Here is a 24,446-nt window from a genome sequence, read left to right as displayed (position 1 = left end):
TTCTATATTCGACATTTTTTGTTAATTTCCTTTTTATTTTTCGTTAATTTTATGTAAATAGTACATTTTTTTATAAATTGTACTATTTTTGAAATTATAATCAAATATAAAATTAATTTTCTAAATCTCATCTGATTTAAATCCTATATTTTTATCATCTAATACTGGCAAATTCAAATTATATTTTATTGATAAAATACGAATTATGAATGTTACAAAAAAACAAGCATACATAGAAAGTATATTAGACAAATAATCATATAAAAAATACATACTTATAGCTCCTAATATTGATGCCACAGCATATATTTCCTTTTTGAACACAAAAGGAATGTCTTTAACAAAAACATCTCTTAACATACCTCCCCCAATTCCAGTGACTAACCCTGTACATATAACTATAAAAGGTTTATTCATACTACAAAAAAAAGCTACGTTCGCTCCTACTGCTGTAAATATACCTAACCCGATAGCATCTGATATTAAAATAATATTTTTAAACTTGTGTATCTTTTTATAAAATAAATAAGTTAAAATTGCTGATATTATGGATATGACACAATAAATTGGATTATTAAAGGCAGTCGGTGGTGTTCTTCCAACTATAATATCTCTAAATACACCTCCACCGATAGCAGTAGTAATAGCTAAAAACGTAACACCAAATATATCTAGCTTTTTTTCTATTCCTACTAATGCACCTGAAATCGCAAAGGCTATGGTTCCAATAATTTCAAAAATATTTATTAAAAGCAATTTAAAACTCTCCTCTTTTTAATATAAAATCAACTCTATAATTCTATTACATTAAAATACATTTTATCCATATTGCACAAAAAATAAAACTCCATTATAAACTAATGGAGTTTTAAAATAATATACTAATTCTCTAATTTGCAATGATTATGCTTATCGTAAATACTCTCTTTTCTTAAGTTTTTTAAAGCTTTCTTTGAACCTCTTTCAATATCCCTTTCAAGCTTTCTATCCTTAAAACTAATAAATAATTGGTTTAAATCATAACCTTCTGGATAAAGCTCACTAGCTTTAATGTCTAGCTTAACTCTTTTATAATTAACCTCTATGAATTCCTTATTATATAAAACTACTATATTATTCAAATTATCTTTTTCCTTATATACTATTGCAGACTCGTTCTTATCTAAAAGCATAACCTTATCTCCAACTTTATACTCATAAGCTAATTCGTTAACTATTACTTGCTTTTTCTTAAGTATCTTACTATCTTTTATTAATGTATAATCGTAATTTTTAACCTCTATATATTTTTTAGCTTTTTCTATAATTGAATCAGGTATCCCCATCTTTTTTGAAATATATAAAGCATTACTATCACCTGTTTTACCTATATTGAGTTTATATAATGGTTCTAAAGTATCTTTTTTAAATTCCATTGCCGCAGTTTCAAAATCAGGATGATTTTGAGCAAAATTCTTAATTTCTCCATAATGAGTAGATGCAACAGTAATTGAACCTTTATGATATATATCTTCTAATATAGCAATTGCTAAAGCAGCTCCTTCATTAGGTTCTGTTCCACTACCTATTTCATCAAATAATAATAAACTTAATTTATTACTCTCTTTTACTATTTCGGCTAAATTCTTGACATGAGATGAAAATGTACTTAACGAATTTTCTACACTCTGATCATCGCCTATATCAACAAAGATCTTATTAAATATTGATATTTCACTTTCTTCTTCTGTTGCTATATGAAATCCAGATTGAATTGCTAATACTAATAAACCAACAGTTTTCAAAACAATTGTCTTACCTCCAGCGTTAGGACCAGTTATAATTAAACTTCTATAATCTTCTCCTATTTCAAAGTCTAATGGCACTCCATTCTTTATAAGCGGATATTTTCCTTTTATTATTTTAATATATCCATAATCATTAATCTTAGGTTTTATTCCTTTTATGTCTAAACTATATTTTGCTTTTGCTAAAATCATATCATATTCAGCAATCACTTCCATATTCATCTTCAACTCTTTTATTTTATCAAATAACATTTCTGTAATAATAGCTAATATTTTATATTCTTCCATGCTCTCATTAGCTCTAAGCACACTTAGCTCAGAAGTATATTTTGATATGCTATTAAGCTCCATAAATACTGTAGTTCCCTTTGATGAGGTTTCTATAATACTTCCTTGAATATGATTTTTATAAGCTGCCTTTATCGGTATAGTATAACTTCCATTTCTTTGACTAATAAAAAATTCTTGAATATACTCTTTGTTTAAACTATTTTTCAAAAAACTATTTAACTTTTCTTTTATTTTTCCTTCACAATCGTCTATATTTCTTCTAATTTTTTTGAGTTCTTTACTTGCATTAGAATTAACCCTATTTCCAGTTATGGCCATATTTATCTCATCTTCTATATAACTCAAATCAAAAATGTTTTCTGCATAAGAACTTAGTGTAGGTGCATATCCATCCTTATCCTTTATAAATTTTTTAACCTTTCTTGAACCTCTTAAGAAATCAGTCATCATGGTTAAATCAGATGCTTCTAACACCGAACCTTTTTCCATCTTTTCAATAAGTGGTTTTATATTAAAAATCCCCTCTAATGGAATATGATAAGATGCATCTAATAACCTTCTTCCTTCTGACGTTTCATCTAATCTTCTATTAACAGTATTTAAACTAGTGCTAGGTTCTAACTTATCAATTAACTCTTTTCCTAAACCACTAACACAATACCCTTTAACTATTTCTTTAAGCTCATAATAATGTAATTTTTCCAACATAATTTTATTCATTTTAAAAACCTTCCTTACTTGTTTTACAAGCCAACGAAAGCTAGATAGATTTTTTGTTTAAAAACTAAAAAAGCCATGGATACTTCCACAGCTTTAGAATGCAACTCTTAAATAAAGTAGTCAAACTTATTCCTATATATAAACAATACATAGGAGTTCCCTTTAAAAAGGTAGTTTTACTACACTAAAAGTAAATTCGTGGACTTGTATCTTTAATAGTTATAATTAATTCCATAAGAAATAAAGGTACTATATACCCTAATTTTAGGAACCAATATTAAATTGACTATTTTAGATACTATACACTCACAAAAATACCTCTCTTTACTTTTAAAATCTATCTATTCTTTAATTATAAAATAATTTAAATTAACTGTCAATTTAAATTATTTTATAATATCTAAAAACTTCTCATTCTATTTATATTGTAATCCTAATGGCTATATTGCTATACAAAATAGATTTTCTTTCCTGCTGTAGTACTTTAACGAGAAAAATCATAGGGTTATTAAAAATACTGTATATGACATTTCAGATTAATAAATGTATAACTTAAAAGTTTCATATTATAAAAAACTTTATTGGAAGGTATTATAAATGTATAATAATTAATCAATTGGAGGGGTTTATTATGACAGATATATTAAAAAATGAATCAGTTCTATGTATTATTAAATCACATAAGAATGTTGGTAATTCCAAAGTAGTAGCAAATACAATAGGTAATACTATAGTAAATTTACTTGGTGGGGTTGGAGGTAGAATAACAAATGATTTTAAGCTAACTCTTACTACTGAAAATTTATATATAGATGCCAAAAGTCATTCTACTTGGGGCGGTTTACCAGAAACTGTATATGAAGATAAAATTTCTATAGCTGATATAAAAACTTTTGAAGTAAAAACTGAAGGTAAAAAAGAAATTATTTTTTTAACTACAAAAAATGATAAAACTACTTCCTTTATTAGAGATAATGAAAAAGAGGATAATCTTGCTTTTGAAATGGCTAAATTGATAGCTATCACAAAAAATGCTTAGTTTTTAATATATTAATTTTATGAATAGAATTATGAAAATTAACTACTTTCATAGATAAAAAACAGTTTAGTAATTATTTAGAAAAAATATAATGTTTATATTACTCCTATAGACTTAAAGCTGTAAAGGTATAGCTTTGCTATACCTTTCAGTCATATTTTATAAAATGTCTAATTTATCTTTATAGTACATATCATCATTTATCACTAAATATTTCTTGATAATATCCTAATAAAGGATGTATTTTCTTCTTCTCAAAGAAAACATCTATTTCTTCCTTACTCATCCACCTTGCCTCAACTACTTCCTCTTCCTGTAAAGTAAGCTTTGATAAATCAATTTCACTATTAAATAACCATACATAGTAAAAATCCTGGCATTCATCCCTACGTTTACTATAAATTAGTTTACCTAAATTTTCATCAAGCTCAATTCCTAATTCTTCTTTCACTTCCCTTATCGCTGCTTGTAGACTAGTTTCTCCAAGTATAACAGCTCCACCAGTACACTCCCAAAGATTTGGATATTGCTTATTAGGGTGACGCTTGGACATAAGATATTTCCCATCTTTATTTCTTATCCAAACACTAACAACCATATGATACAAACCGCTTTTAATAGGTACTCCTCTTTCGTGTATTAAATTCACCTTGTTTCTATTTTCATCATATAAGTCCCAATATTCCTTCATTTACATCACCTCATTTTTAACTAATAGGGTATAGGTGCATTTTTAAAGTCTTCTAAATACCCATCTGCTATTTTTATTATTTTTTCTTTATATTTAAGTGAATATTTATCATACATAGCATATACTGCTAGTCCTACTTCTTTTGCATTAATAATTCCTTGTAAAACATCCTCGAAGGAAATACATTTTTCAGCAGACATATTTAATTTTTCAAGTGCCCGTAAATACACATCTGGATATCCCTTCCCTCTTCCACCATCATCAGTAGAACAAAAAACATCAAACAACTCAAAAACACAATTATTTTTTAATGCAGGTTCATATAAATTTTTAGGTAATCCTGTTGCTACGGCTAACTTAATGCCACATTCTTTTAAATAAAAAAGATATTCTTTAGCATATGGTCTTAATTTGACATTATTACTATATTCATGTATAGCCATCTCATTCCATTCGTTAATAATATCTTCTTCACTTTCATCTAAATTAAACAAATTTATAGTATACTTTGCTGCTTCTTTAAAACTAAAAGCACATATATTATTTATGTAATCATCAGGAACTTCTAAGCCTCGTTTTGATAGGAACTCTATATCAATCTTCTCCCAAACATCCATAGAATCTAACAACGTTCCATCTAAATCAAATATAGCTCCCTCAAAATCAGTAACTTTAACATCTCCATTATAATTTTTTTCTTTAAAACTAAAATTAAACTCCATTAAACTTCATCCTCCTTATATATTTGTAAATAGAAAAGTTGACGTACAGAATTCTCTTACTATGTGGATAATTTCCTACAAAAAAAAATGCTTACCAATATAACAGTAAGCATATAATCAAATACATAAGTAGATGATTTGCTCCCTACGTCAGTATTAGCTAACAGGTTCAAAGGGTCAGGTTTTATCCTTCTCAACTTTTTAAAGTCCCCCCGCAAATAGTTTAACTATTCTATTTTAAACATTTTCACTATTTTCATTATATCATTACCATTGTAATTTGAATAGTGAACATTTAATATAGCTTTTTCTTTAACTAAAAAATTCCCTTTCAAAACACTTTATGCAATCTTGGCTCTTTGAATTATCAAATACTGCAAATATTATATTATCAAAATAACTTATATAATTTTCCTCAAATAATAATTCCTTAAAATATTTAGATATAACCTTAGGATCATTTCTAAATACGCCACAACCTTCTCTTTTCAATCTCTTCACCTCTTAAATTTATACTTATTAGATTTATATATAAATCATATAATTTCATACATATCTTGTAAATAAATATCATTCTATTTCTTAATAAATAGTAATATATTTCAACATAAAGATCATTATTCCATTTTCTTCTATTGACAAATAATTGAACACTATGTAAAATTTTATTGAATTAAAATATACCAACTTAATCTATATTATGTTTAATTTATGTTGAAATTTTGGAAGTTATGATGCTTGTTCTTTATTTGGTCACTTTAGACAAGCGGAGCTAATAGTGAACCCACTCCAATTACTTAATAAAGAGTAATTGGAGTTTTTTATTTCCAAAATTTGTGGTGTAATTCATATTATATTATACTGAAAATGGTTATTGTTATTAACAATTCTATTTTTAAATATGTAAAATTGATATTTAATATCAATTTCTAAAAATAATGACTAGTTTTATAAAATTGAGGGGTTTTATTTAATTAGTTAAGATTTAAAGTTATTTAGGTTAAATATACGCGAAAAAAATAAGTGTGGTAATGATTAAAAAAATAATCATTACCACACTTATTTATAATCACTTATTTAAAACTTATTAAAATGATCATTATATTTAACAAATCCTGATTTTGTTAAAGTACCTTTTTTAGTTGAATATGCAACATGTAAAATCCCATTATTTCTATATAATACAGTAGCTTCCTCATATTTTGATATACTACCTATTTTATATATTACATCTGAATTTTGATATATATCCTCTAATGTACTTCCATTTTTATATTGATTTTTATAAAAATATCTTATATAATTTGGTGAATTTTTAATCCAACCACGCCTTACTCCAAGAGGGGTTGGATATTCTAACTTTATAAGCTGCTTTGAATAAGATATATCTAAAATTGTTACCTTATCTCCTATATCAACTCTTCTATTTGGTATAACATTTCCATTTTCATCTCTAATATAAAAAAAATCATTTTTTATTTGTGCATTATTAGGATGAGTAAAACTATTATGAATATCTTCTGATTGAATATTTATATCCTTTGGATAAATAGACTCTATATTTCCCCCTTCTATCGCTTTTTGAATATCCTCACATAACTTATCCCAACTTTTATTATATTTAGCTAAAAAAGCATATGGATCTTGATGGTCTGTCTGTTTATAGGTATCACTTATATACTTGTGACTAAAAACATTATCTCGTACATTCCATCCATTAGCCTTACAAATTTGCGCTGCAAGTTCAACAGTTTTTATATATACATTATTAAATTGTTCTATATTCCCACTCTTAGGATTACACATCTCTATACTAATATAATTTCTATTAGCATAACCACCAGCATGCCAAGCTTGCTCATTACTAGGAATAGTTTGTATAACTTCATTCCAATCTACAAAATAATGTGCTGAAGCTCCAACATATACTCTATTGAAATAGTCCCTATTATTTTTTGCAGTTGCACCTTCATTACAAGTATCATGAATTACAATTCCTATAGGTTTTAGACTTCTATAACTCCTGTTATTATTAATAAATTCTTGCTTTATAGACATTGCTTGTACATTAATATCTGAAATAAAAAAAGTGACTATTAAAGCCACCAATGATAATAAAATTTTAAATTGCCTTTTCATTAACTTTTCCTCTATATCCTATACATTACTTTTATGGATTAGTACATATTCCATCTTTATCAAAATTATAATATTTTCCGTCAATTTTTACTGATTCTGATTTTGCCATTGCTCCATTTAGCTTTAACCAATACCACTTATCACTATTTGGTTTTTGAATCCACTTATCACGCCATAAAATTCCATCTTGCCCAACATAATAAGTACTACCTTCTAAATCAAAAAATTGCAACCTTGCCATTCTCCAATTCTTATCTATATAATAATACTCTAGGTTATAATTTATTATTTCATTTTCCGCGGGAATACCAGAATCTTTAACATATCCCCATGAACCATTATCATCAAGTTTTACAAAACAATTTGTTTTAATAGTTTGCTTTAGGCTGTAAAGAACACAATTTGAAAATAACTTAAAACACATTTTACAATTATTATCTAATGCTCCATAAACATTACACCCAAACCATTCTAAGAATAATATATTAGGTTTTACATCTTCTCTATCACTTACAAGATTTCCAAACACCCCAACTTTAGACTGTATTTCTCTTAAAAAAGTTTCTGGAATTTGATTCATTCCGTGGTGAGGCGTTTGATAAATATCAATTTTACCAAATTCTCCACGTAAATTATTTAAAGTTCCAACGTTACTATCACCAGTAAATAATACTCTAATATCTTTATATTGATATATATAATTTACACTACAACCGTTATAATCTGAATAATCAAAATATTCGGAACCTAAAATTTTCATTGTTTCTATATCACTAAGTTGAATTGTAGTGTCAGTACACTCTATAACTTGTGTGCCTACTTCATTAGCCTTAGATATCATTCTATTATAATACCCTTGCGTATCCCATTTAATCTCATCTTTATCTAATTTTATCCAATCAGGAGTTTTAACATATAGTTTTTTTATTTTATAATCATTTAATAAATTTACTGCATTTCCTATATGATCACTATGATTATGAGTAGTGAATAATATATCTATTGAATTGACTCCTATATTATTTAGAAATTGTTTTAACTTACTATAGTTATCTTTCCCATCCATATAAGCATCTATCATAATGTTTCTACCATCTGACAATTTAATAATAGCACATAAGCCATATACACCACCTTCTCTATTATCAGGAGTTATATCAAAAAAATGTATTTCTGGTGTTACTATCTCTCCTCCATAAAGTCTGATTTCCTTTTGTTCTATTGTTTTTATTGATTCCATTTTTATCACCTTCCCTTTTTAATACCTTAGTTTTTATTTTAAATATAGAAACCAAGAACTTATTTAGCTTCTTGATCACCTGATTTACTCTTTAAATAGGGTAAGTCTAAACCTTTAGTATCTGGATTATTTAATATTCCTAGTATAACACCTATACTACATAAAGCTTTTACTGTTTCCATTACCCTTTTATCATCAACTTGAATCCCATTTTGTACAAGAATTAAAATAACTAACGACGTTATAGTTACTATCACCCACGGATTCTTAAATCTCTCCCAAAATTGCTTATTCATTTAAAACACCGTCCTTTATTTCTTAAATATATGACTCTTAATTTCCTTAACATCCTCTTCAACATCCTCAATTATATTAAACTTCTCAGTTAACTTATCTAACATATTTTGGTACCTCGTTTCCCTCTCACCTGTAGTTTTTAAGACATACAAAAGTAGAAAAACAAAAAGTCCATACCCTAAGCCTTGATTTACCGCTTCTCTTAATAACTCATCCATATTACACTTCCTTTCAATATCTAGTGCAAAAGTATACATACTAGATTTTTTCTTTTTATATTTAGCCTAATAAATATAAAAAGAAAATCAAAATCCCGTAATAAAACGCATCTTGATTTTCCTTATTTTTTATATTTCTTTATAAAAAAACTTAAGCTTTCTTACTTAAGTTAATAATTATTCTATATAATCTTCTCCAACTATATTTTTAAACTCTTCTTTAGTTATACAAGTCCATTTACAAGCTTCCTTTATATCATCCTTTTTTAAATATCCCATATTATAAAAAGTTTTATAAAAATCAAACATTAATTGACCCCTCCAATATTAGATATTTTTTTATTTAATTCATCCACAGTTTTAGCTAACTTAGTTATTATTACATCCTTCTTTTTACCTTCTATTAATAGATTAGTAATTTGTTGAGCTAATAATTCTTGCGTATTAGGTAGCTTAGGGACATCATATACTTTAGTTTCTACTTTATCAAAGTAAATATCCTTATCAGCTACATCTAAAACTTTATCTTCTGTTAAATTTAACTTATACTTGTAAATTCCCTTTAAAAGTTCCTGCCATAAATCTTCAGTTATTTTTATATTTGTTTTTGGTATATTATCTCCATGTATTTCTTTTGTATAAAATCCATCAAATTGCCCATTTTCTTTAAATCCAAAAAATTTCATCTTAATTTACCTCCTAATGTCCTAATGCTATCCATCCAACATATAATTTTCCTGCTTGGAAGTTATGCCTAACTATTATATAAGATTGGTTTCTGGCCGTAATATTAGCTGACCAAGTTCCTGGATCACTTATTGTTGTACTTACAGAAAAAATTCCATTCGGAAACCTTATAGGCATATTTATGCTTGTACCTGTTGGTTCTACTAAACTATACCCCCATTGAATTATTAACCCTCCTGGTAACTCTCTATACCCATTTTCAGATAATATTTGATTTTGTCCTACTAGTAAATCCTCACTTGTCTTAAACATTATTTCATCAAAATCTGTTCCATTATGAACTTTATAAACTGCTTTTTTTGTTTGTCCCATTTATATCATCTCCTTAAAATTTATAATATTTGTATCCAAATATCACCCTTTAATAAATTAGGTTGATTATTTTGTATTATTATTTTGTTTCCTCCACCTGCCCCTATATCATTTTGCAATTGACTAAGTTTAGTTGGTATTTGATTTGTAGTAGCTACATAATTACCATTTATAGTAGAGCTAGGTAAAATCACATTATTAACTTGATTTGTTAAATCAAGTTCTACCTTTGTTCCTTGTCCATTAGCTGCAAATACACCTCCAGCTCCGCCTAAAAATATTTTTCTTTTGTTTGAATCATATTTTAAACCAGCCCAAGAATTCCAATCCCAATCATTAGAATCAGAAAATCTTATTTGGGTTGTCCCTCTAAGCGTAATATCATCTCCTGATACTGATGATAGAAATGCTTTTATAAAACCTATTGCTTTTAAATTACCGCTAGGTAAATCCTTATCTACCTTAGCATTTGGATTAAAATTTCCTGTATGAAATATATCAAAACCATTGAATTTTAATTCTTTTCCCAAAAATCTCATTATCCATTCACCACCACTCTAAATTGTTCTTTTGCTGGTGCTTGTGCAAATAAAACTTTTATAGCATTTGTATCTACAGTTATTACGTCTGTGAAAATCCCCTCTCCAGTAGATGCTTCTCTAATACTCCATGTTGTATCTGAAGTATTTAAATTATGCTTTAGTGTAAATTCTGTAGTTTTCCCATCTCCTATGGTAAATGCCACTTTTTCTAGCTTTAATCCAAGTTTATTAAGTATTGTGCTAGAAAAATTAGGGTCATTTCCTAAAGCTTTTGCTAGTTCTTGTAATGTATCTAAGGCTTCTGGAGCTGAATTAACAAGTGCTGCTACTTTATTATCTGTATATTTATTTGCATTACTTAAAATATCAGTAGCTTTATTATCTGTATAAGCTTCAGCATTAGTTTCTGCTCTATTTGCTTTATCTTGTGAGCCTAAAGTAGTTTCTTTAGCATTCCAAACGTTTTTTTCATCATCTGTTACATGCCTTGTATTTATATCATTTGGGTGGATATATACATTTTGCTCTAATCCATCGATTAAAATCATTCCATTTTTGTCAGATCTAATTACTTTATTTGCACCAATACTAATACTATCAAGCTTGTTTTTATCCTCTTTTGACATTAAGCCCTCAGTATAAGTAGTGGCTTTTGGAATAGGATCCACCCCACCTGATAAGTGCTCCTTTCCGTGTATTGGATAAGGGGTAACATTAACTAATTCTATATATTCGGCAAGTACTATATCTCCAACATTTAATGGATTTTTCATGGTAAAGCTTTTTTCTGTTGTTTCATTAAAGGCATCATTACTTATTTTAGCCCCATACATAAATATGCTTAAGGCACCTAAACCTACCTTATAACTACCTTTTGTAAGACTAAATAATGTTTGACCTTCACTTGCTACAAACTTTTCCTGTTTTACTATATAATTAACTGAATTATCATTTGCATTTAAAGTACCATCTTCATTTATAGAAAGATTAGCACCAACCTTTATTCCACCTAAAGTATTCTTGGTAGCAGGCCTTATTTTATAATCGTTTATTTGTTTATCTGCATAGCTTTTAGCATTTACTTCTGCCAAATTCCACTTATTTATCAGCTCTTGTGTTATTACATTTAAAATAGATGCGTTAATATGCTCATGTCTCTTGATTACCGCATCATTTACATTGTTACTTAAATTATCATCATCAATCTTATAGTTAGATTTATTTAATAATGTTATAACCTCTTCTATAGACATTGAAAATAAGTTTCTCCATGTAGTACCATCAAAAATATATGCTATATTATCTTTAGTATTATAATAAGCTTGTCCTGATAACGGATTATTAGGTGGAGCTGCTAAGTTTTGAATCCTAGCATTTTGCAACTCATTTTTATTTAAATCTAAATTAGTTAAAAACTTCACTATACTCACCCCTTTCTAATTCAAATATGCATATCCTGCAAATTCACTTGTAAAATTTAATTCTAAATTATTATCATCAATATATCTTATATCTCCAATAACAACATTACCTTCAATATCCACAATAGTTACTGAAGGTCTCTTATTTAAATCATGTTTTATAATCCACTTAGTTTTAGGAGATATTTGAGTATGTGTATAAGTTACACTAAGCCCTGGTGGACCTTGCTCTCCTTTTTCACCTTTTAAATCTTCATATTTATAATTTGCCTCATCTTCTCTTTTGATACCTAGTTTAGTTCCATTCCAATTATATTGAATAGAATAGCCTTGAGGGCCTTTTTCTCCACTATCTCCTTTAGCACCTTGAACACTTTCATGTAATGGAGTATCTGTAATTTGCTTAATTTTATCAGTTGGAGTAGGAATTATTGTACCAAAGGTAGGTTCTACCTTATAGCTTCCAGCTTCAAAAATTTCCTTTACCTCTGTAACCTTATTGTGCATTTTTAAATTCCAACGTTTATTTACAGTAGTAACTATATCTCCTATACTCCAATTTACTCCATAATCTCTAGGATCCACTTCGCATTCAAAATTAGTGATCTGAGGTGTTTCCGCTAATTTAACTTTAGCTCTATCATCTAAATTTCCACCTTCTGAAATATCCTTTGCATCAATAAAGGTTTCTCTTCTATCTAAGCCTGTCAAATTACTATTTAGTATCTTGACTTCTCTAAACTTTCCATCACCTTGTCCTGCTACATATCCACAATTCTTATACCCTATATTACTTTCTATATAATTTTCTTTTCTTATATTTTCATAATCTACGCTAAAGATTTGTGGAGAATTAATTTTTTGATTAACACTTAAATCTCTACTTTCTAATATTCTAAATATAAGTTTTTTAGCTTTATAGTCTAAAAGTATCTTCCAGCCTAATCCACTAGCTTTAGCTAGTTTAGTTAATTCATCAGCTAGATTTTTATACCTAGTCTGAAATTCTAATTTATGTCCTCTAGACTTTGACTCTTCTAATATAAAGTTTGGTATCTTCCTACTAGAATCTATTGGGTCTGCTACATTAGTTTTAACAAGTGCTAACATAATATCTTCAACATTTGTATTAAATTCATGATATGCATAATTATTGGGTGGAAGGGTAATTCTTTGAGTTAGTAAATAACCTAAGCCAAAGCCTTTTACCTTTATATCCTCTTGAGTAATTTCTATATGCTCAATAACGCCAACTCTTGAACTATCCTTGTTTAGCATTATAAAATTACCCTTATAAAGTAATTCCTTATTAAACTCTTTAATATGAAATTCAAACTCTCCAAAGGTTTCCCATTTTGAGATATAAAAAAGAGAAGTGTAATTATCCACTTCTCCTAGAAAATTAATATCTCTATCAAAAAATCTTATATTTACTAAATTTGTATCCATATACTACCTGGCACCACCTTTTCAGGTGTTGTATTTTGAATGAAAACATTTCTCCATCCTTTAGCTTGCTGAGCTTCAAACCATTTATTGAACTGATTAGTAAAACCTTCTATCATGGAATTAAATTCTGTTAAATTTTTTGGTCTTATTGCCCCACATAATTCCTTTTTATATCTCTCATCCACAATAACCATTTCTCCATTTTTAGGTACCTTTATTTGTGCTAACGATAGTTCATATACTAAATTGTCTCTTTGTAAACTCGGTACCTCCGGATTACTTGATGGTATACCTTTCTTAACATCTATAGATACTTTTTTACTATTTAGATTAAGTCTTATTATAACTCTATCTATTCTGTCATAATTTGAATCTTTTAATATACCAATATTCTTTATGCTATCATTATAAAGATAAAAACCTTTTATAATAGAAAAACCTTTATCTACTTGAACTCCACTATCACATTTATTAACCTGTAATGTCATATTATTATCTTCATTTATGGAAACTCCACTTTCATAAATATTATCAAAATATCTACTAAATTCATCTTGTCCATATTCTTGATCTCCATTAAAAAAACCACTGTATTCCAAAATGTCACCTCCTATTAAATTCCTAAATATCTATTCTTGTATTTTATTTCTACACTTTGGGGTTCTAAACTTTCAGTATTATACTCTATAAGATTATCTCCAACTTCTAAACTAAAGAAAGTACTATCTAAATCTATATAATTAAATGCATTTTTTCTTATACCATTACTCTCGATTTCAACCTTCTTATTTCCAAACTCGGTTGTAATAAATAAAGTATCATCTGAGGTTAATGTTTTAATTACTTTTATAAACTCTCCAGTCCTATGATTTATTACAGAAGGATTAACTGCTGGACCCTTAAACATAATCTCTACAGGTGTCTTAACATGACCCTTGTTATAAATATTTTTTTTATTCTCATCTTTTTGTTTAAATTTAAATGGAAGTTTAAATTTAAACTTCCATCCTTTTATCCACGTATTAATCGTTTCTGCAATAATAGAATCTTTAAAATATGGATCTGGACAAATCAAATCTAATTGAAAGCTTAACGGTTCATATAAACTAGAACGTGTTTCCTTAAATTTCTCTACTTCATAAACTATATCTCTTTCATAGCCCCCATAATTTACAGTCAATACTCCAGATTTCTTAGGATTAAAAAATTTAATTAACTCTTGTCTCTCCCTTTCAGCTTCTTCTATTATTGGGAACTCTGCAACAATTGTTATTTCTCTTGAATTTATTCTCTTATTCTCAATATAGCCACCATCATATTGATTATTCTTATTTATATTAACCTCATAAGCAGCCCCTTCAAGACCTTCAATACTTACTAGCTTATACTTTTCATTATTTCCTATGCTTATTTTGTTATTATCCCATTTTAATTTTAAATTTAAATATTTATTATCCAAATACTAAATCCCTCCCTACTTTTCTAAGTGCTCTAGCATTTTCACTTGGAGTTCTTTCAGGATTAACTATTGTAACATTTTGAGTTACTCCCTTATCATTATTATTTGTAATAATATATGGTGAGGCATTTGCTGAATCATATACTGCCTTTGATGTTAGACTATAAGACATTTTAGAGCTTTCAAAATCTACTGTATTTTTTAGTCTACTTGTCATGTTAGTCAGATTTTTATCTATATCATCTTGTAAATTAGGCATTTCAAGGTTAATACCTACACCAATTCCTTTTACTAAGTTTAATCCAATAACATCTCTAAATAATGTTGAAGGTGAATGTATTCCTAATGCTTTCTTAAATCCATCTAATACACCTGTTGCAAATCCAGAGATCTTATCCTGAATCCATGAAGCCATTCCTGTTATACCATTCCATATACCTTTCACAATATTTTCTCCTATATCTGACATTTTTTGAGGAAGATTTGAAACTGTATTTGCTATATTACTAACTAAATCACTAGCTGCTGCTGCCCCTTTATCAACCATATTAGATCCCCATTGAATTATAGAATCTATTGTATTTTTTAACCATTCACCAATTCTATTTGGTAAATTTGAAAACCAACTTACTATTGAATTTATTGTATTTCCAATCCATAAAGTTGCGTTTGTAAATACATTACTTCCCCATTGCACTATATTATTATAAGCATTAACTAACCAATTCCATATCTGCCCTGGCAATGATGCAAACCAACTTATAATACCTGATATTATAAGAGGTAGCTCATTGTTTATCCAATTCCAACACTCTAGTGCAAATAAAACTATTTTCCCAATTACAAATCCCAAAACAAATCCTATATTCTCTGGTAATTGCCCTAAAAACTGAAGTACTGATGCTATCCAAGCCGGTATAGTCTCAGTAAAAAAGTTTACTATTGCTTGCCATCCATTTACAAATGCTAGCTGTATATTAGTCCATAATCCACTAAACCAATCTGGTATACCAACAAAAAAGTCTATTACAGACTGCCATGCCTGAGGTATAGTTTCTGTAAAAAAAGTAACAAGACCTCCCCATACTACACTTGCAATCTCTTGTATAGCCTGCCATCCTGTAATAATTATATTTCTAAAAGTTTCACTTGTATTCCAAAGTGTTATTATCGCTACTATAACTGCAGCCACACCTGCAATTATCAAAGTTGTACTTCCTCCTAACAGTCCTATCCCTAAACTTAATCCTTTTATACTCTCTATAAATTTTGTGATTCTAGCCGCAATATTTAAAACGCTTATTGCAGTTCCAATTCCTACAATTGCAGATGTTATTAATCCAGCATGCTCTGAAACAAAACTTAATATATCTATTACTTTTGGTAACCACTTTATAGCTAACTCACATACTTTATCTATCAATTTGCTAAAAGCATCTGCAATAGTATCTAATCCACCTGATAATTTACCATCAGCTAAATTGTTTCCTAACTCTCCAACGCATTTAATTGCCGTATCTAGAGCTTTTTTAATAGGCTCTTCAAACTTCTTATATAACGTAAGGTAAATTTTATCAAATTCGCCATCTAATTCTTTTTGCTTATCAGCAACAGAAACCTTACCTATACTTTTATCAAATTCACTACCTACTTTTATAGATTTTTTAGCAACATCTCCAATTTTCTTTTCAAGTCCTTTAAGAGCGGTTTCAATTCCTTTTACAGCTTTTGTAGCAAGTGACTCTGTTTCCTTTGCTGCTCCTTTTGCTTTTTCTTTAACTTCCGTATAATCAGCATCTATAATCATAGGATTATCAGCAGCTATTTTATTGATATTACTTAATTCACTTTTTACCTTATCTATATTTAAAATTGGTTCAATAACCGTAGGTAAATTTGCCATATTTTCACCTCCTTTAATAACAAAAGCACCTACAAATATAGATGCTTTCTGCTAAATATAAAATTCTATATATCATGTAAAATACCATTACCCATTAGGGCCTCTTCTATAGCATTAATTTTTTCTCTTTCACTTTTTGACCTTGGTATCTCATGAAGTTTTTTCATTTTTCTATAAAAATCTTTTTGATCTTTAGGCATATCCATTGGTATTGTCATAGCCCTATAGCCCATTATCTTAACTATTTCATTATCTTCCTTTAGAGCTTTAAACATAGCCTTAAACTTCCACCAATGTAAATCCTCAATTTCTTGAAGATCGATCCCATATTGATTTAAAAAAGCTGCATAAATATAATCATCATCATATTCAAAAGAATATATTTGTTTTGCTTTGTTACTTCCTTCTCCACCTTTTCCTTTTTCTACTTCTTTCCCACATCCGTAAAACCAGATTATTTTCTCTATTGCTTCTTGTAAGTTTTCAGGAATAACTGGATAATATAGTTCTAAAGCTTGTACTATTTTCTCCTTATTTCCAATATCATTATCTTGAACCATCATTTCAAACAATATAGAAGTACGAAAATCTGAATTAATATCATAATCAATTCCATCTATATTTACTTGCCTAGGTAATAAATCAATAAGAATATTCATTATTATGCCTTGCCCCTACGTTTAGCTCTATTTGGTGAGTATTTTAATGTAACTTTATCCAATTCTTTCTTTTGCTCGCTAACTTTTTCAATAAGCTCTTCAAAAGCTTTCATACAAACTAGGATATTAGTCTTATCTCCAAATACCTTTTTATCAGTCCCTTTACCAAAAAGCTCATTGAAACATTCAAATATAAGTGCACATTCTTTTCTTATTATTTGTGATGCATTACCCTCTGAGCTTTCTATTTTATTAGATTCTTCTGCAACCTTTGAAAATACTTTTTCACATTTTTCAGCAACATCAGCATCAAATATATCTAAATCCTCTAATTCAACACTATTAATAAGCATATTATTAAACTCCCTTCACTTCTGAAGTTTCTGGTGTGAATTTTTTAGTTACAGTATTAAATGTACCTGATACTAAATCCCCTACTGCATGTAGGTTACCTGTTGCTGTTAAATCTCCTTCATCACTAGTAGGGAATTCTGCTACTTCTATAGCAACTCTAAATTTTCTTGCTTTATATTCGTTAGCAATTGTAGATTTTTTATCAAGATCTACTATTACATAATCTGTCTCACAACCTTCACCAACTAATTGCTTTTCTCCTACATTACATATGAATTCAACAGCTTTTTCATCTCTTATTTGATCTGTATTAAATGAAGTAGTCCAATCATAACCTATTATTCTCTTTGTAGCACTCTTATCTGTTATATACTTCTTTGAACTTACTTGTGATGCTGGCACTTCTTTTAATTCTGTAAATCCAGCCCCCATTAATACATACTCTTCATTACCTGTTCCCACATTTAGATAGTTTGCAATCCCATTTCTTCTTTTAATATTTTTTGACATATTACATTCCTCCATTTTCTAAATAAATTAATCTAATTCTTATTTTGTATTGTGCTTTATCAGCATTTTTATCAGCTATATAATTGCTTGAAATAACTTCAAACTTTCTAGCTTCTTTTGTATCACCTATATAAGGCAATTTCTTAAGTGAACTTTGCTCTTCTAACCAGCTTGCAAATTTTTCGTAAAACTCACTAACTTTCAAATTAATAGCTACATTATCTCCATAACTCTCCCTACTCGTTAAATCAAAAACATATTGTTTAATAGCACTTCCATCAATATATTTTTTTATTATAGGAATACTTTCAACTTCTTCTATTGAGTATGAATCTATATTTTCTGAAAGATAATTTACATTTACATCTTTACTTGAATCTGATAAATAGGGGCAAGTTTTTATAAATGTTCTTACACCTTCTAATAAGGTCATTTATTTTTACCTCCTATAAAATTTAATTTTTTCCTTGGAAGCTTCCATAATTACTTTTGAATTAATAGTTTTAACTCCCGGGTTGTTAATCCTAATAATTCATTCTTACATAAGAACTTATATAAGATTTTTTAGAGCTATAAAAAGTTGTTTTTGTTTTTTGATATAACTCTATGATATTATTATAGAACATATGTTCGAGGTTTGTCTCAGTAAAAAATCAGGTTTATTTATGGTAAATTTGATGTAAATATTAGCGGAGATATTTTATTTAAAACAGCCATCTTATAATCGTAGACATAACTATAACTCATATTCATAATTTCACTTACTCTCATATAGCTACATTTTTCAAAATAAAATTCCTTAATAAACCTATATTCCCTTTCATCTAAAATATCAAAAGAGTTTGTAACTTTCCTATACATAGCATCTTTATATCTTATATTATTTTCAAGCTGTACTATCATTTCTTCTCTTTTTATTACTTCATTCTCAACACTACTATTAAATTTATTAGTAGGTGAAGATTTTTCTCCATAATTAATTGAAGTAATTCCTCTATATTCTTCCTTCATCATTTCCAAATCTATTTTCAAATTATTTATCTCTACTAATGAAGTTTTATAATTGTATAAAATTCCTTCTATTTTCTTTATTAAATCTTTTTTCATTGTTATTCCCCCTAAACTTATTTTTATTCGCTATAACTGAATAATATATCATTCGTCTAAAACGAACAACATTTATTTTTAACCATATATATCTAATTTTTTTAAATATCATTCGTTTTTAACGAATATTCCCTCTTTGCTTATTAATTCGTTGACACTGAACTTTTGTAATGCTACTATTATTTTATAAGAAAATTTAAAATTCGGAGGGACTATTTGTATGTTAGGTGATAAAATAAGAAGTATTAGAAAAGCTAAAGGCCTTAGTATAAATAAATTAGCTAAATTAACTGATATTTCTTTAGGCTATTTAAGCGATTTAGAAAATAATAAATCTAAAAATCCAAGCTTAGAAAAATTAGAAAAAATAGCTGCTATTTTAGATGTCACTACTGATTCATTTTTTAAATCTGATAATGATTTATATGATTCAAAATCTAATGAAGCTAGTATAGATAAAAAAGAAAAAGCTTTATATGAAACAAATGAGTTTAAAACAGCTGAAGAGGCTATGCAATTTATACTTAAACAACCAACTATTATGGGGTATGGTGGATTTGATATAAACAAAATGAGTGATGAAGATCTTGTAGATTTTGCTAACGAATTATTAAATCAAATGAAGTTAATAAGTTATAAATATAAAAAATAATTATTATAACTTCTCTGTTTTGAATTAAGGATGGTGGGTATATAATATGAATTCTTGGATTGACACTATAGTTATGGGGTTAAAAGAAACTTATGACTCTAATGATATATACACTTTATATGATTATTTAAATATACAAATTGTTAAATTAGAATCACGCAATATTTTACTTCATGGAAATGAAGCATTTTACAATAGAAATTTTTTGGACAGGGAAATGGTCTTTATTAGAAATGATCTAGATCTTAATATAGAAAAGTTTATCTTAGCTCACGAATTAGGACATGCATTGTTACACACAAAAGCTCTGCAATCAGCATTCAACAAAAATCTAACTAATATTGGAAAACTAGAAAAACAGGCTAATTACTTTGCATTTAAATTATTTGATATTGAATTAAATCCTATAGAGTTAGATGGTTTTTCTTTAAATCAAATTTCCAGCTATACAGGACTTCCATGTGAAATATTGAAAATTTTCTATTAAAACCTTTAAAAACAAATTATTACTCATATAAATTTTTTTAAAATTCATAAAATTTCAATATGAGTACCTTAAAATAAATCTCAGTTCCATATTTACTAGGCAAAAAGTCTATTGTAATAATTTAAGATTATAAAATTATTACAATAAACTTTTTGCCTTTTACAAATTATGGTACAATATCAATATAATCTTTATCTCAAGGAGGTTTTTAATGAACTCTACTATTATGCAAAATAAAAAATTATGGAATCCCAAATCATTTATTATCTTCAGTGTTTTCTTTTCGCTTCTTCCTGCTGGAATCATGTATTCATTAAATTTCGGTAGATCTGGTAATAATAAAAAACAGAATATTTCACTGACTTTAACTATTGTAGGATTTATAATACTTACAGCTTTAGCTGTTCTACTTCCTATACCTGATACTATATCTAAAGCCATATATTTTGGTATAAATGTGGGTGCTGGTATTTACTTTATGAACGATCAAAAATCATTATATGAAAATTATATTCAAAATGGTGGTAAAAGAGCATCTTATCTTATTCCTATAATCATAAGTGTTTTGCTTTTGGTATTATCTATAGTTGCAATCATATATTCTTCATATATTCCTGATAAATCAATTACTTATGATAAAAGCCAAATTTACTATACTAATAATGTAACAAAATCAGAGGCTCAAAAATTAGGGGATTACCTAAAAGAACAAGGGGTTTTTTCATCTAATTCAGAATCAGATATGAAAATTGATAAGAAAAAAGATGTCTATATTTTTTCACTAATTATAAATGATGACTCTATTAATAATAAAGAAGTTACCGACAGTATGCCATTAATATCAAAGGAACTTTCTGAAAATGTTTTTAATAATAAGAAAGTTCAAGTAGATTTATGTGATACTAGATTTAAAGTTTTAAAATCTTTTAATTCAAATTAATATAAACATATAATAACAAAAAAAGATGTAATCTCATTTAAAACGAAACCTCTATCAAGTACATTTAAAAAAAACAAGACTATGTAACTAATATTATGCTCCCTTTATAATGACAATTTTATTACTCTAATTGTCTGCTATAAAGGGAGCATATGGTTTAACAATTATACTAAGCTAAATGTAGCTTTTAAATTTCAACATGTATATTTTATAATTATATAAGTCCTTAATTATATAAGTTTTTAATTCTATTACTTCTGGCTAAAAATGATAAACCCAATGCTACAACACCAAATATAGAAAATATTATTGGTATATTCATATTTGAAGCATCTTGTGTAAGTCCAAGAAAATCTAAATACGGCATTCCATTAAGCATTCCTATATACCATAATATTATATATATTATTTCAAATACTGTTGAACTTCCAATTGAATTACCTATGAAGATTCCAAATGCTGTTATAAAAAATGCTCCCATTAAAATATATAAAACACCTTTAAAATTATTATTAGAAATAAATTTAATTATTACTCCTAAATTAATTATTAAAGTAAATATATACCCAGCAATAAAAGAATCTATTAGCTGTGATATTCTATAATTTTTATATGTGAAAAGATATCCTTCCATATTAAAATTTCTTTGCATAGCTCCAAGTTTAGACCATATAAATAAAGGAAGTATCCACATTATAGGTATTAAAGTTTTACTATTACTATCACCTTTTGAAAAAAGTATTACAAATGAAAGGAAAACTATTGCTCCATACCACCATATCGGTGCTGACTTTAATAATAATTCTAATTCACCCTTTATTATATTTAAATCATTTGAATGACTTCTTTTATTGATTATTGGTGTTAAAGTTCTATTTTTTATATGTTTATAGCTCTCATCTTCTCTAACCTTTTTATCCTTTTTAGAAACCTTTTTTATTATAAGCAAATTTCTTCTAAAGATTATAGATATTAAACAAAGAACAAAAATAGCTACTCCTATCCAAAGAAACCTTTCTAAAATAATATTAAAATTAAAATCAACCTTATCTATTACAAAAGTTTTAATATTTCCATGTAAAGTTCCAGAATTCCCTATACTAAAGTTCTTTAAATCTTGTAACTCGTTGAAAGCATTTTTAAACTGCTCTTCTATTATTTTACTAATAGCTTTAATTCCAAAAATATCTGTAAAAAATAAGCTTCCTTTATTAGCAGTCATCATGGAAGCTACTGATAAAAAGGACCATACAAAGAAATAAACCACATTACCTAATGTACCTGATAAAAAAGGTAAGTTTTCAAACATTATTGCTATTACTGATATAATTATACAAATTGGTATACCTAGCAATAAAAAAGGCCTTAAAAATTTCAATATTTCAAAAGAATAACTTTCTCCTCTAACAAATTGCATAATAATAGTAATTAAAATTACAACCCCCATCTGCAATAAGAGAAACAAAAAGTTACCAAATGCTTTCCCAAATATATAATCATATGATCTCATAGGCATAGAAGCAGTTATTTCACCTATCTTAAGATTCCTTTCTCTCTTTATAGAATTATTAGTAAAATAAAATCCTATAAGAGATATAGTAGTAATAAACATCATAGTACTAATCCAACCAAGCCATGTAGAATTATATATACCTCTATAAAAAAAACCATCTTTACTAACGTTTAAACTAAAGTAAATACTAGCATTTTTTTCTGGAAAAAATAAATATGATATATACATCATAAATAAAGTTATAATAATTGTACTCTTATCTCTTATTCTGTCTAGGAAATTAGATATTCCTATATAATATATCTGATATACCTTATTCATTACTTTCACCACTCTTTCTAGCGGTATAATAAATATACGCATCTTCTAGAGTAGGTTGTACGATAATAGCATTTTGTGAAGGTTGAATTTCAGATATCACTCTTATTAACATACCTTCACTTCTTCTAGTAATATTCCCGGTTATATATTTATTTTTTATCTTATTAAGCTCAGTTTCATCTACTAAGCACTCCCATACATTACCTTGTAGTGATGTTAAAAGTTCTTCATTTTTACAAAAGCATATTAACTTACCTTTGTTCATAAGTGCAATCTTTTCTGCTGCTGATTCTACATCTGAAACTATGTGTGTGGATAATAATACTATTCTATCTTTAGATAACCCGTTTATAAGATTTCTAAAATTCATTCTTTCATTTGGATCTAATCCAACGGTTGGTTCATCAACTACAAGAATTTTAGGATCATTTAAAAGTGCTTGTGCTATACCTATTCTTTGTCTCATTCCACCAGAATAACTTCCTATGCTCCTTTTAGCTGCATCACTAAGATTTAATAAATCTATAAGCTCTTCTATTCTATTTTTAGCAATTCTCATATTCATTCCCTTTAAAGCAGCCATATAATTTAAAAATTCAACTGCATTTAAATTAGGAAATACTCCAAATTCCTGTGGTAAATAGCCTAAATCCTGTCTTAACACATCTCCATTTTTATGGATATCCTGTCCATTCCAATATATATGACCTTGAGACGGTTTTGATATTGTAGCTATCATCTTCATAAGTGTAGACTTACCAGCTCCATTTGCACCTAAAAGACCAATTACACCACTTTCTACCTCAAGATTAAAATCTGAAAGTGCTGTAAATCCATTTGAATATTTTTTTGAAACATTTTTTATTGAAAGCATAATTTTCCTCCTATTTATAAATTAATATTTTATCTACTTTTATGATAAAACC

Annotated in this window: 29 protein-coding genes and 2 riboswitches; of the genes, 4 read left to right on the top strand and 25 right to left on the bottom strand. The window is 27.5% G+C overall.

The genetic code is table 11. The features are described 5' to 3' along the window. Window positions 1-120: 120 nt before the first annotated feature. Together BUB01_RS07775 and BUB01_RS07770 are read right to left on the bottom strand one after the other, a co-directional pair. Window positions 121-756 (bottom strand): trimeric intracellular cation channel family protein, encoded by a 636-nt coding sequence (locus BUB01_RS07775; protein WP_072986140.1) that lies wholly within the window; start codon window positions 754-756, stop codon window positions 121-123. A 125-nt stretch (window positions 757-881) separates the two neighbouring features. After that, entirely contained in the window at window positions 882-2,798 is a 1,917-nt protein-coding gene (locus BUB01_RS07770; protein WP_072986139.1) for an endonuclease MutS2, read from the bottom strand. A 631-nt stretch (window positions 2,799-3,429) separates the two neighbouring features. Between BUB01_RS07770 and BUB01_RS07765 the strand changes: the two genes are divergently transcribed. Continuing rightward, window positions 3,430-3,837 (top strand): hypothetical protein, encoded by a 408-nt coding sequence (locus tag BUB01_RS07765; RefSeq protein WP_072986138.1) that lies wholly within the window; start codon window positions 3,430-3,432, stop codon window positions 3,835-3,837. 196 nt (window positions 3,838-4,033) lie between these two features. On the opposite strand, the gene BUB01_RS07760 is transcribed toward BUB01_RS07765, so the two are convergent. From BUB01_RS07760 to BUB01_RS07660, 21 genes are all read right to left on the bottom strand, one after another. After that, on the bottom strand, window positions 4,034-4,528 hold the full coding sequence (locus BUB01_RS07760; RefSeq protein ID WP_072986137.1) for an NUDIX hydrolase: 495 nt from the start codon (window positions 4,526-4,528) through the stop codon (window positions 4,034-4,036). Window positions 4,529-4,548: 20 nt separating this feature from the next. Then, window positions 4,549-5,250, bottom strand: a complete 702-nt coding sequence (locus BUB01_RS07755; RefSeq protein ID WP_072986136.1) for an HAD family hydrolase — start codon at window positions 5,248-5,250, stop codon at window positions 4,549-4,551. 125 nt (window positions 5,251-5,375) lie between these two features. Beyond that, window positions 5,376-5,474, bottom strand: a riboswitch (TPP riboswitch). 88 nt (window positions 5,475-5,562) lie between these two features. Continuing rightward, window positions 5,563-5,742: a hypothetical protein gene (locus BUB01_RS07750; RefSeq protein ID WP_072986135.1), complete on the bottom strand. Its 180-nt coding sequence runs from the start codon at window positions 5,740-5,742 to the stop codon at window positions 5,563-5,565. 223 nt (window positions 5,743-5,965) lie between these two features. Then, window positions 5,966-6,050: riboswitch (cyclic di-GMP riboswitch) on the top strand. A 277-nt stretch (window positions 6,051-6,327) separates the two neighbouring features. Then, window positions 6,328-7,389 (bottom strand): peptidoglycan recognition protein family protein, encoded by a 1,062-nt coding sequence (locus BUB01_RS07745; protein WP_072986134.1) that lies wholly within the window; start codon window positions 7,387-7,389, stop codon window positions 6,328-6,330. A 31-nt stretch (window positions 7,390-7,420) separates the two neighbouring features. Next, window positions 7,421-8,629 (bottom strand): ComEC/Rec2 family competence protein, encoded by a 1,209-nt coding sequence (locus BUB01_RS07740; RefSeq protein WP_072986133.1) that lies wholly within the window; start codon window positions 8,627-8,629, stop codon window positions 7,421-7,423. A gap of 59 nt (window positions 8,630-8,688) precedes the next feature. After that, the gene (locus BUB01_RS07735) at window positions 8,689-8,925 is read right to left on the bottom strand and encodes a phage holin family protein (protein WP_072986132.1); all 237 of its coding nucleotides are present in this window, start codon (window positions 8,923-8,925) and stop codon (window positions 8,689-8,691) included. A 15-nt stretch (window positions 8,926-8,940) separates the two neighbouring features. Next, complete coding sequence (locus tag BUB01_RS07730) at window positions 8,941-9,144, bottom strand: BhlA/UviB family holin-like peptide (protein WP_072986131.1); 204 nt, start codon at window positions 9,142-9,144, stop codon at window positions 8,941-8,943. A 177-nt stretch (window positions 9,145-9,321) separates the two neighbouring features. Beyond that, the gene (locus tag BUB01_RS07725) at window positions 9,322-9,453 is read right to left on the bottom strand and encodes an XkdX family protein (RefSeq protein WP_084108505.1); all 132 of its coding nucleotides are present in this window, start codon (window positions 9,451-9,453) and stop codon (window positions 9,322-9,324) included. Next, window positions 9,453-9,830 carry a hypothetical protein gene (locus BUB01_RS07720; RefSeq protein WP_072986130.1) on the bottom strand — a complete coding sequence of 126 codons (378 nt, stop codon included), beginning with the start codon at window positions 9,828-9,830 and terminating at the stop codon, window positions 9,453-9,455. The genes BUB01_RS07725 and BUB01_RS07720 overlap by 1 nt, the downstream gene beginning before the upstream one ends. A 13-nt stretch (window positions 9,831-9,843) precedes the next feature. Further along, window positions 9,844-10,203, bottom strand: a complete 360-nt coding sequence (locus tag BUB01_RS07715; RefSeq protein ID WP_072986129.1) for a gp53-like domain-containing protein — start codon at window positions 10,201-10,203, stop codon at window positions 9,844-9,846. 20 nt (window positions 10,204-10,223) lie between these two features. Further along, a complete protein-coding gene (locus BUB01_RS07710; protein WP_072986128.1) occupies window positions 10,224-10,742 on the bottom strand; it encodes a hypothetical protein in 519 nt (172 codons plus the stop codon). Continuing rightward, complete coding sequence (locus BUB01_RS07705) at window positions 10,742-12,166, bottom strand: hypothetical protein (RefSeq protein ID WP_072986127.1); 1,425 nt, start codon at window positions 12,164-12,166, stop codon at window positions 10,742-10,744. Before BUB01_RS07705 ends, BUB01_RS07710 begins: the two co-directional genes overlap by 1 nt. A 15-nt stretch (window positions 12,167-12,181) precedes the next feature. After that, window positions 12,182-13,615 carry a siphovirus ReqiPepy6 Gp37-like family protein gene (locus tag BUB01_RS07700; protein ID WP_072986126.1) on the bottom strand — a complete coding sequence of 478 codons (1,434 nt, stop codon included), beginning with the start codon at window positions 13,613-13,615 and terminating at the stop codon, window positions 12,182-12,184. Further along, window positions 13,600-14,214: a hypothetical protein gene (locus tag BUB01_RS07695; protein ID WP_072986125.1), complete on the bottom strand. Its 615-nt coding sequence runs from the start codon at window positions 14,212-14,214 to the stop codon at window positions 13,600-13,602. Before BUB01_RS07695 ends, BUB01_RS07700 begins: the two co-directional genes overlap by 16 nt. A 14-nt stretch (window positions 14,215-14,228) precedes the next feature. Then, window positions 14,229-15,074 (bottom strand): phage distal tail protein, encoded by an 846-nt coding sequence (locus BUB01_RS07690; protein ID WP_072986124.1) that lies wholly within the window; start codon window positions 15,072-15,074, stop codon window positions 14,229-14,231. Further along, window positions 15,067-16,977, bottom strand: a complete 1,911-nt coding sequence (locus BUB01_RS07685) for a phage tail protein (RefSeq protein ID WP_072986123.1) — start codon at window positions 16,975-16,977, stop codon at window positions 15,067-15,069. Before BUB01_RS07685 ends, BUB01_RS07690 begins: the two co-directional genes overlap by 8 nt. A 65-nt stretch (window positions 16,978-17,042) precedes the next feature. Further along, on the bottom strand, window positions 17,043-17,636 hold the full coding sequence (locus tag BUB01_RS07680) for a bacteriophage Gp15 family protein (RefSeq protein WP_072986122.1): 594 nt from the start codon (window positions 17,634-17,636) through the stop codon (window positions 17,043-17,045). 2 nt (window positions 17,637-17,638) lie between these two features. Beyond that, window positions 17,639-17,989, bottom strand: coding sequence for a DUF6673 family protein (locus BUB01_RS07675; RefSeq protein WP_072986121.1), 351 nt, complete (start codon window positions 17,987-17,989; stop codon window positions 17,639-17,641). A gap of 4 nt (window positions 17,990-17,993) precedes the next feature. Next, entirely contained in the window at window positions 17,994-18,500 is a 507-nt protein-coding gene (locus BUB01_RS07670) for a hypothetical protein (RefSeq protein ID WP_072986120.1), read from the bottom strand. 1 nt (window position 18,501) lies between these two features. Next, window positions 18,502-18,933, bottom strand: a complete 432-nt coding sequence (locus BUB01_RS07665) for a hypothetical protein (protein ID WP_072986119.1) — start codon at window positions 18,931-18,933, stop codon at window positions 18,502-18,504. A 230-nt stretch (window positions 18,934-19,163) separates the two neighbouring features. Next, a complete protein-coding gene (locus tag BUB01_RS07660) occupies window positions 19,164-19,607 on the bottom strand; it encodes a hypothetical protein (RefSeq protein WP_072986118.1) in 444 nt (147 codons plus the stop codon). Window positions 19,608-19,827: 220 nt separating this feature from the next. Here BUB01_RS07660 and BUB01_RS07655 point away from each other — a divergent pair, with 220 nt between their 5' ends. From BUB01_RS07655 to BUB01_RS07645, 3 genes are all read left to right on the top strand, one after another. Continuing rightward, complete coding sequence (locus BUB01_RS07655) at window positions 19,828-20,259, top strand: helix-turn-helix domain-containing protein (RefSeq protein ID WP_072986117.1); 432 nt, start codon at window positions 19,828-19,830, stop codon at window positions 20,257-20,259. A 46-nt stretch (window positions 20,260-20,305) separates the two neighbouring features. After that, on the top strand, window positions 20,306-20,746 hold the full coding sequence (locus BUB01_RS07650; RefSeq protein ID WP_072986116.1) for an ImmA/IrrE family metallo-endopeptidase: 441 nt from the start codon (window positions 20,306-20,308) through the stop codon (window positions 20,744-20,746). A gap of 211 nt (window positions 20,747-20,957) precedes the next feature. After that, complete coding sequence (locus tag BUB01_RS07645) at window positions 20,958-21,686, top strand: hypothetical protein (protein ID WP_072986115.1); 729 nt, start codon at window positions 20,958-20,960, stop codon at window positions 21,684-21,686. A 226-nt stretch (window positions 21,687-21,912) separates the two neighbouring features. On the opposite strand, the gene BUB01_RS07640 is transcribed toward BUB01_RS07645, so the two are convergent. Both BUB01_RS07640 and BUB01_RS07635 read right to left on the bottom strand, forming a co-directional pair. Next, on the bottom strand, window positions 21,913-23,520 hold the full coding sequence (locus BUB01_RS07640; RefSeq protein ID WP_072986114.1) for a hypothetical protein: 1,608 nt from the start codon (window positions 23,518-23,520) through the stop codon (window positions 21,913-21,915). Further along, complete coding sequence (locus BUB01_RS07635) at window positions 23,513-24,394, bottom strand: ABC transporter ATP-binding protein (RefSeq protein ID WP_200802857.1); 882 nt, start codon at window positions 24,392-24,394, stop codon at window positions 23,513-23,515. The genes BUB01_RS07640 and BUB01_RS07635 overlap by 8 nt, the downstream gene beginning before the upstream one ends. Window positions 24,395-24,446 lie beyond the last annotated feature (52 nt).

This window comes from Clostridium cavendishii DSM 21758, assembly GCF_900141845.1.
In the GTDB taxonomy this organism is placed as follows: Bacteria; Bacillota; Clostridia; order Clostridiales; family Clostridiaceae; genus Clostridium_AG; species Clostridium_AG cavendishii.
Note: the sequence above shows the minus strand (reverse complement) of the source record. Positions and strands in the feature narration are given on the sequence as shown.

Coding starts and splice junctions, on each gene's coding strand:
- BUB01_RS07640 (WP_072986114.1), bottom strand. CDS start 23,520: ATGAATAAGGTATATCAGATATATTATATAGGAATATCTAATTTCCTA.
- BUB01_RS07680 (WP_072986122.1), bottom strand. CDS start 17,636: ATGAATATTCTTATTGATTTATTACCTAGGCAAGTAAATATAGATGGA.
- BUB01_RS07710 (WP_072986128.1), bottom strand. CDS start 10,742: ATGAGATTTTTGGGAAAAGAATTAAAATTCAATGGTTTTGATATATTT.
- BUB01_RS07650 (WP_072986116.1), top strand. CDS start 20,306: ATGAATTCTTGGATTGACACTATAGTTATGGGGTTAAAAGAAACTTAT.
- BUB01_RS07715 (WP_072986129.1), bottom strand. CDS start 10,203: ATGGGACAAACAAAAAAAGCAGTTTATAAAGTTCATAATGGAACAGAT.
- BUB01_RS07700 (WP_072986126.1), bottom strand. CDS start 13,615: ATGGATACAAATTTAGTAAATATAAGATTTTTTGATAGAGATATTAAT.
- BUB01_RS07755 (WP_072986136.1), bottom strand. CDS start 5,250: ATGGAGTTTAATTTTAGTTTTAAAGAAAAAAATTATAATGGAGATGTT.
- BUB01_RS07770 (WP_072986139.1), bottom strand. CDS start 2,798: ATGAATAAAATTATGTTGGAAAAATTACATTATTATGAGCTTAAAGAA.
- BUB01_RS07665 (WP_072986119.1), bottom strand. CDS start 18,933: ATGACCTTATTAGAAGGTGTAAGAACATTTATAAAAACTTGCCCCTAT.
- BUB01_RS07685 (WP_072986123.1), bottom strand. CDS start 16,977: ATGGCAAATTTACCTACGGTTATTGAACCAATTTTAAATATAGATAAG.
- BUB01_RS07645 (WP_072986115.1), top strand. CDS start 20,958: ATGAACTCTACTATTATGCAAAATAAAAAATTATGGAATCCCAAATCA.
- BUB01_RS07655 (WP_072986117.1), top strand. CDS start 19,828: ATGTTAGGTGATAAAATAAGAAGTATTAGAAAAGCTAAAGGCCTTAGT.
- BUB01_RS07675 (WP_072986121.1), bottom strand. CDS start 17,989: ATGCTTATTAATAGTGTTGAATTAGAGGATTTAGATATATTTGATGCT.
- BUB01_RS07730 (WP_072986131.1), bottom strand. CDS start 9,144: ATGGATGAGTTATTAAGAGAAGCGGTAAATCAAGGCTTAGGGTATGGA.
- BUB01_RS07745 (WP_072986134.1), bottom strand. CDS start 7,389: ATGAAAAGGCAATTTAAAATTTTATTATCATTGGTGGCTTTAATAGTC.
- BUB01_RS07635 (WP_200802857.1), bottom strand. CDS start 24,394: ATGCTTTCAATAAAAAATGTTTCAAAAAAATATTCAAATGGATTTACA.
- BUB01_RS07735 (WP_072986132.1), bottom strand. CDS start 8,925: ATGAATAAGCAATTTTGGGAGAGATTTAAGAATCCGTGGGTGATAGTA.
- BUB01_RS07740 (WP_072986133.1), bottom strand. CDS start 8,629: ATGGAATCAATAAAAACAATAGAACAAAAGGAAATCAGACTTTATGGA.
- BUB01_RS07660 (WP_072986118.1), bottom strand. CDS start 19,607: ATGAAAAAAGATTTAATAAAGAAAATAGAAGGAATTTTATACAATTAT.
- BUB01_RS07765 (WP_072986138.1), top strand. CDS start 3,430: ATGACAGATATATTAAAAAATGAATCAGTTCTATGTATTATTAAATCA.
- BUB01_RS07760 (WP_072986137.1), bottom strand. CDS start 4,528: ATGAAGGAATATTGGGACTTATATGATGAAAATAGAAACAAGGTGAAT.
- BUB01_RS07720 (WP_072986130.1), bottom strand. CDS start 9,830: ATGAAATTTTTTGGATTTAAAGAAAATGGGCAATTTGATGGATTTTAT.
- BUB01_RS07725 (WP_084108505.1), bottom strand. CDS start 9,453: ATGTTTGATTTTTATAAAACTTTTTATAATATGGGATATTTAAAAAAG.
- BUB01_RS07670 (WP_072986120.1), bottom strand. CDS start 18,500: ATGTCAAAAAATATTAAAAGAAGAAATGGGATTGCAAACTATCTAAAT.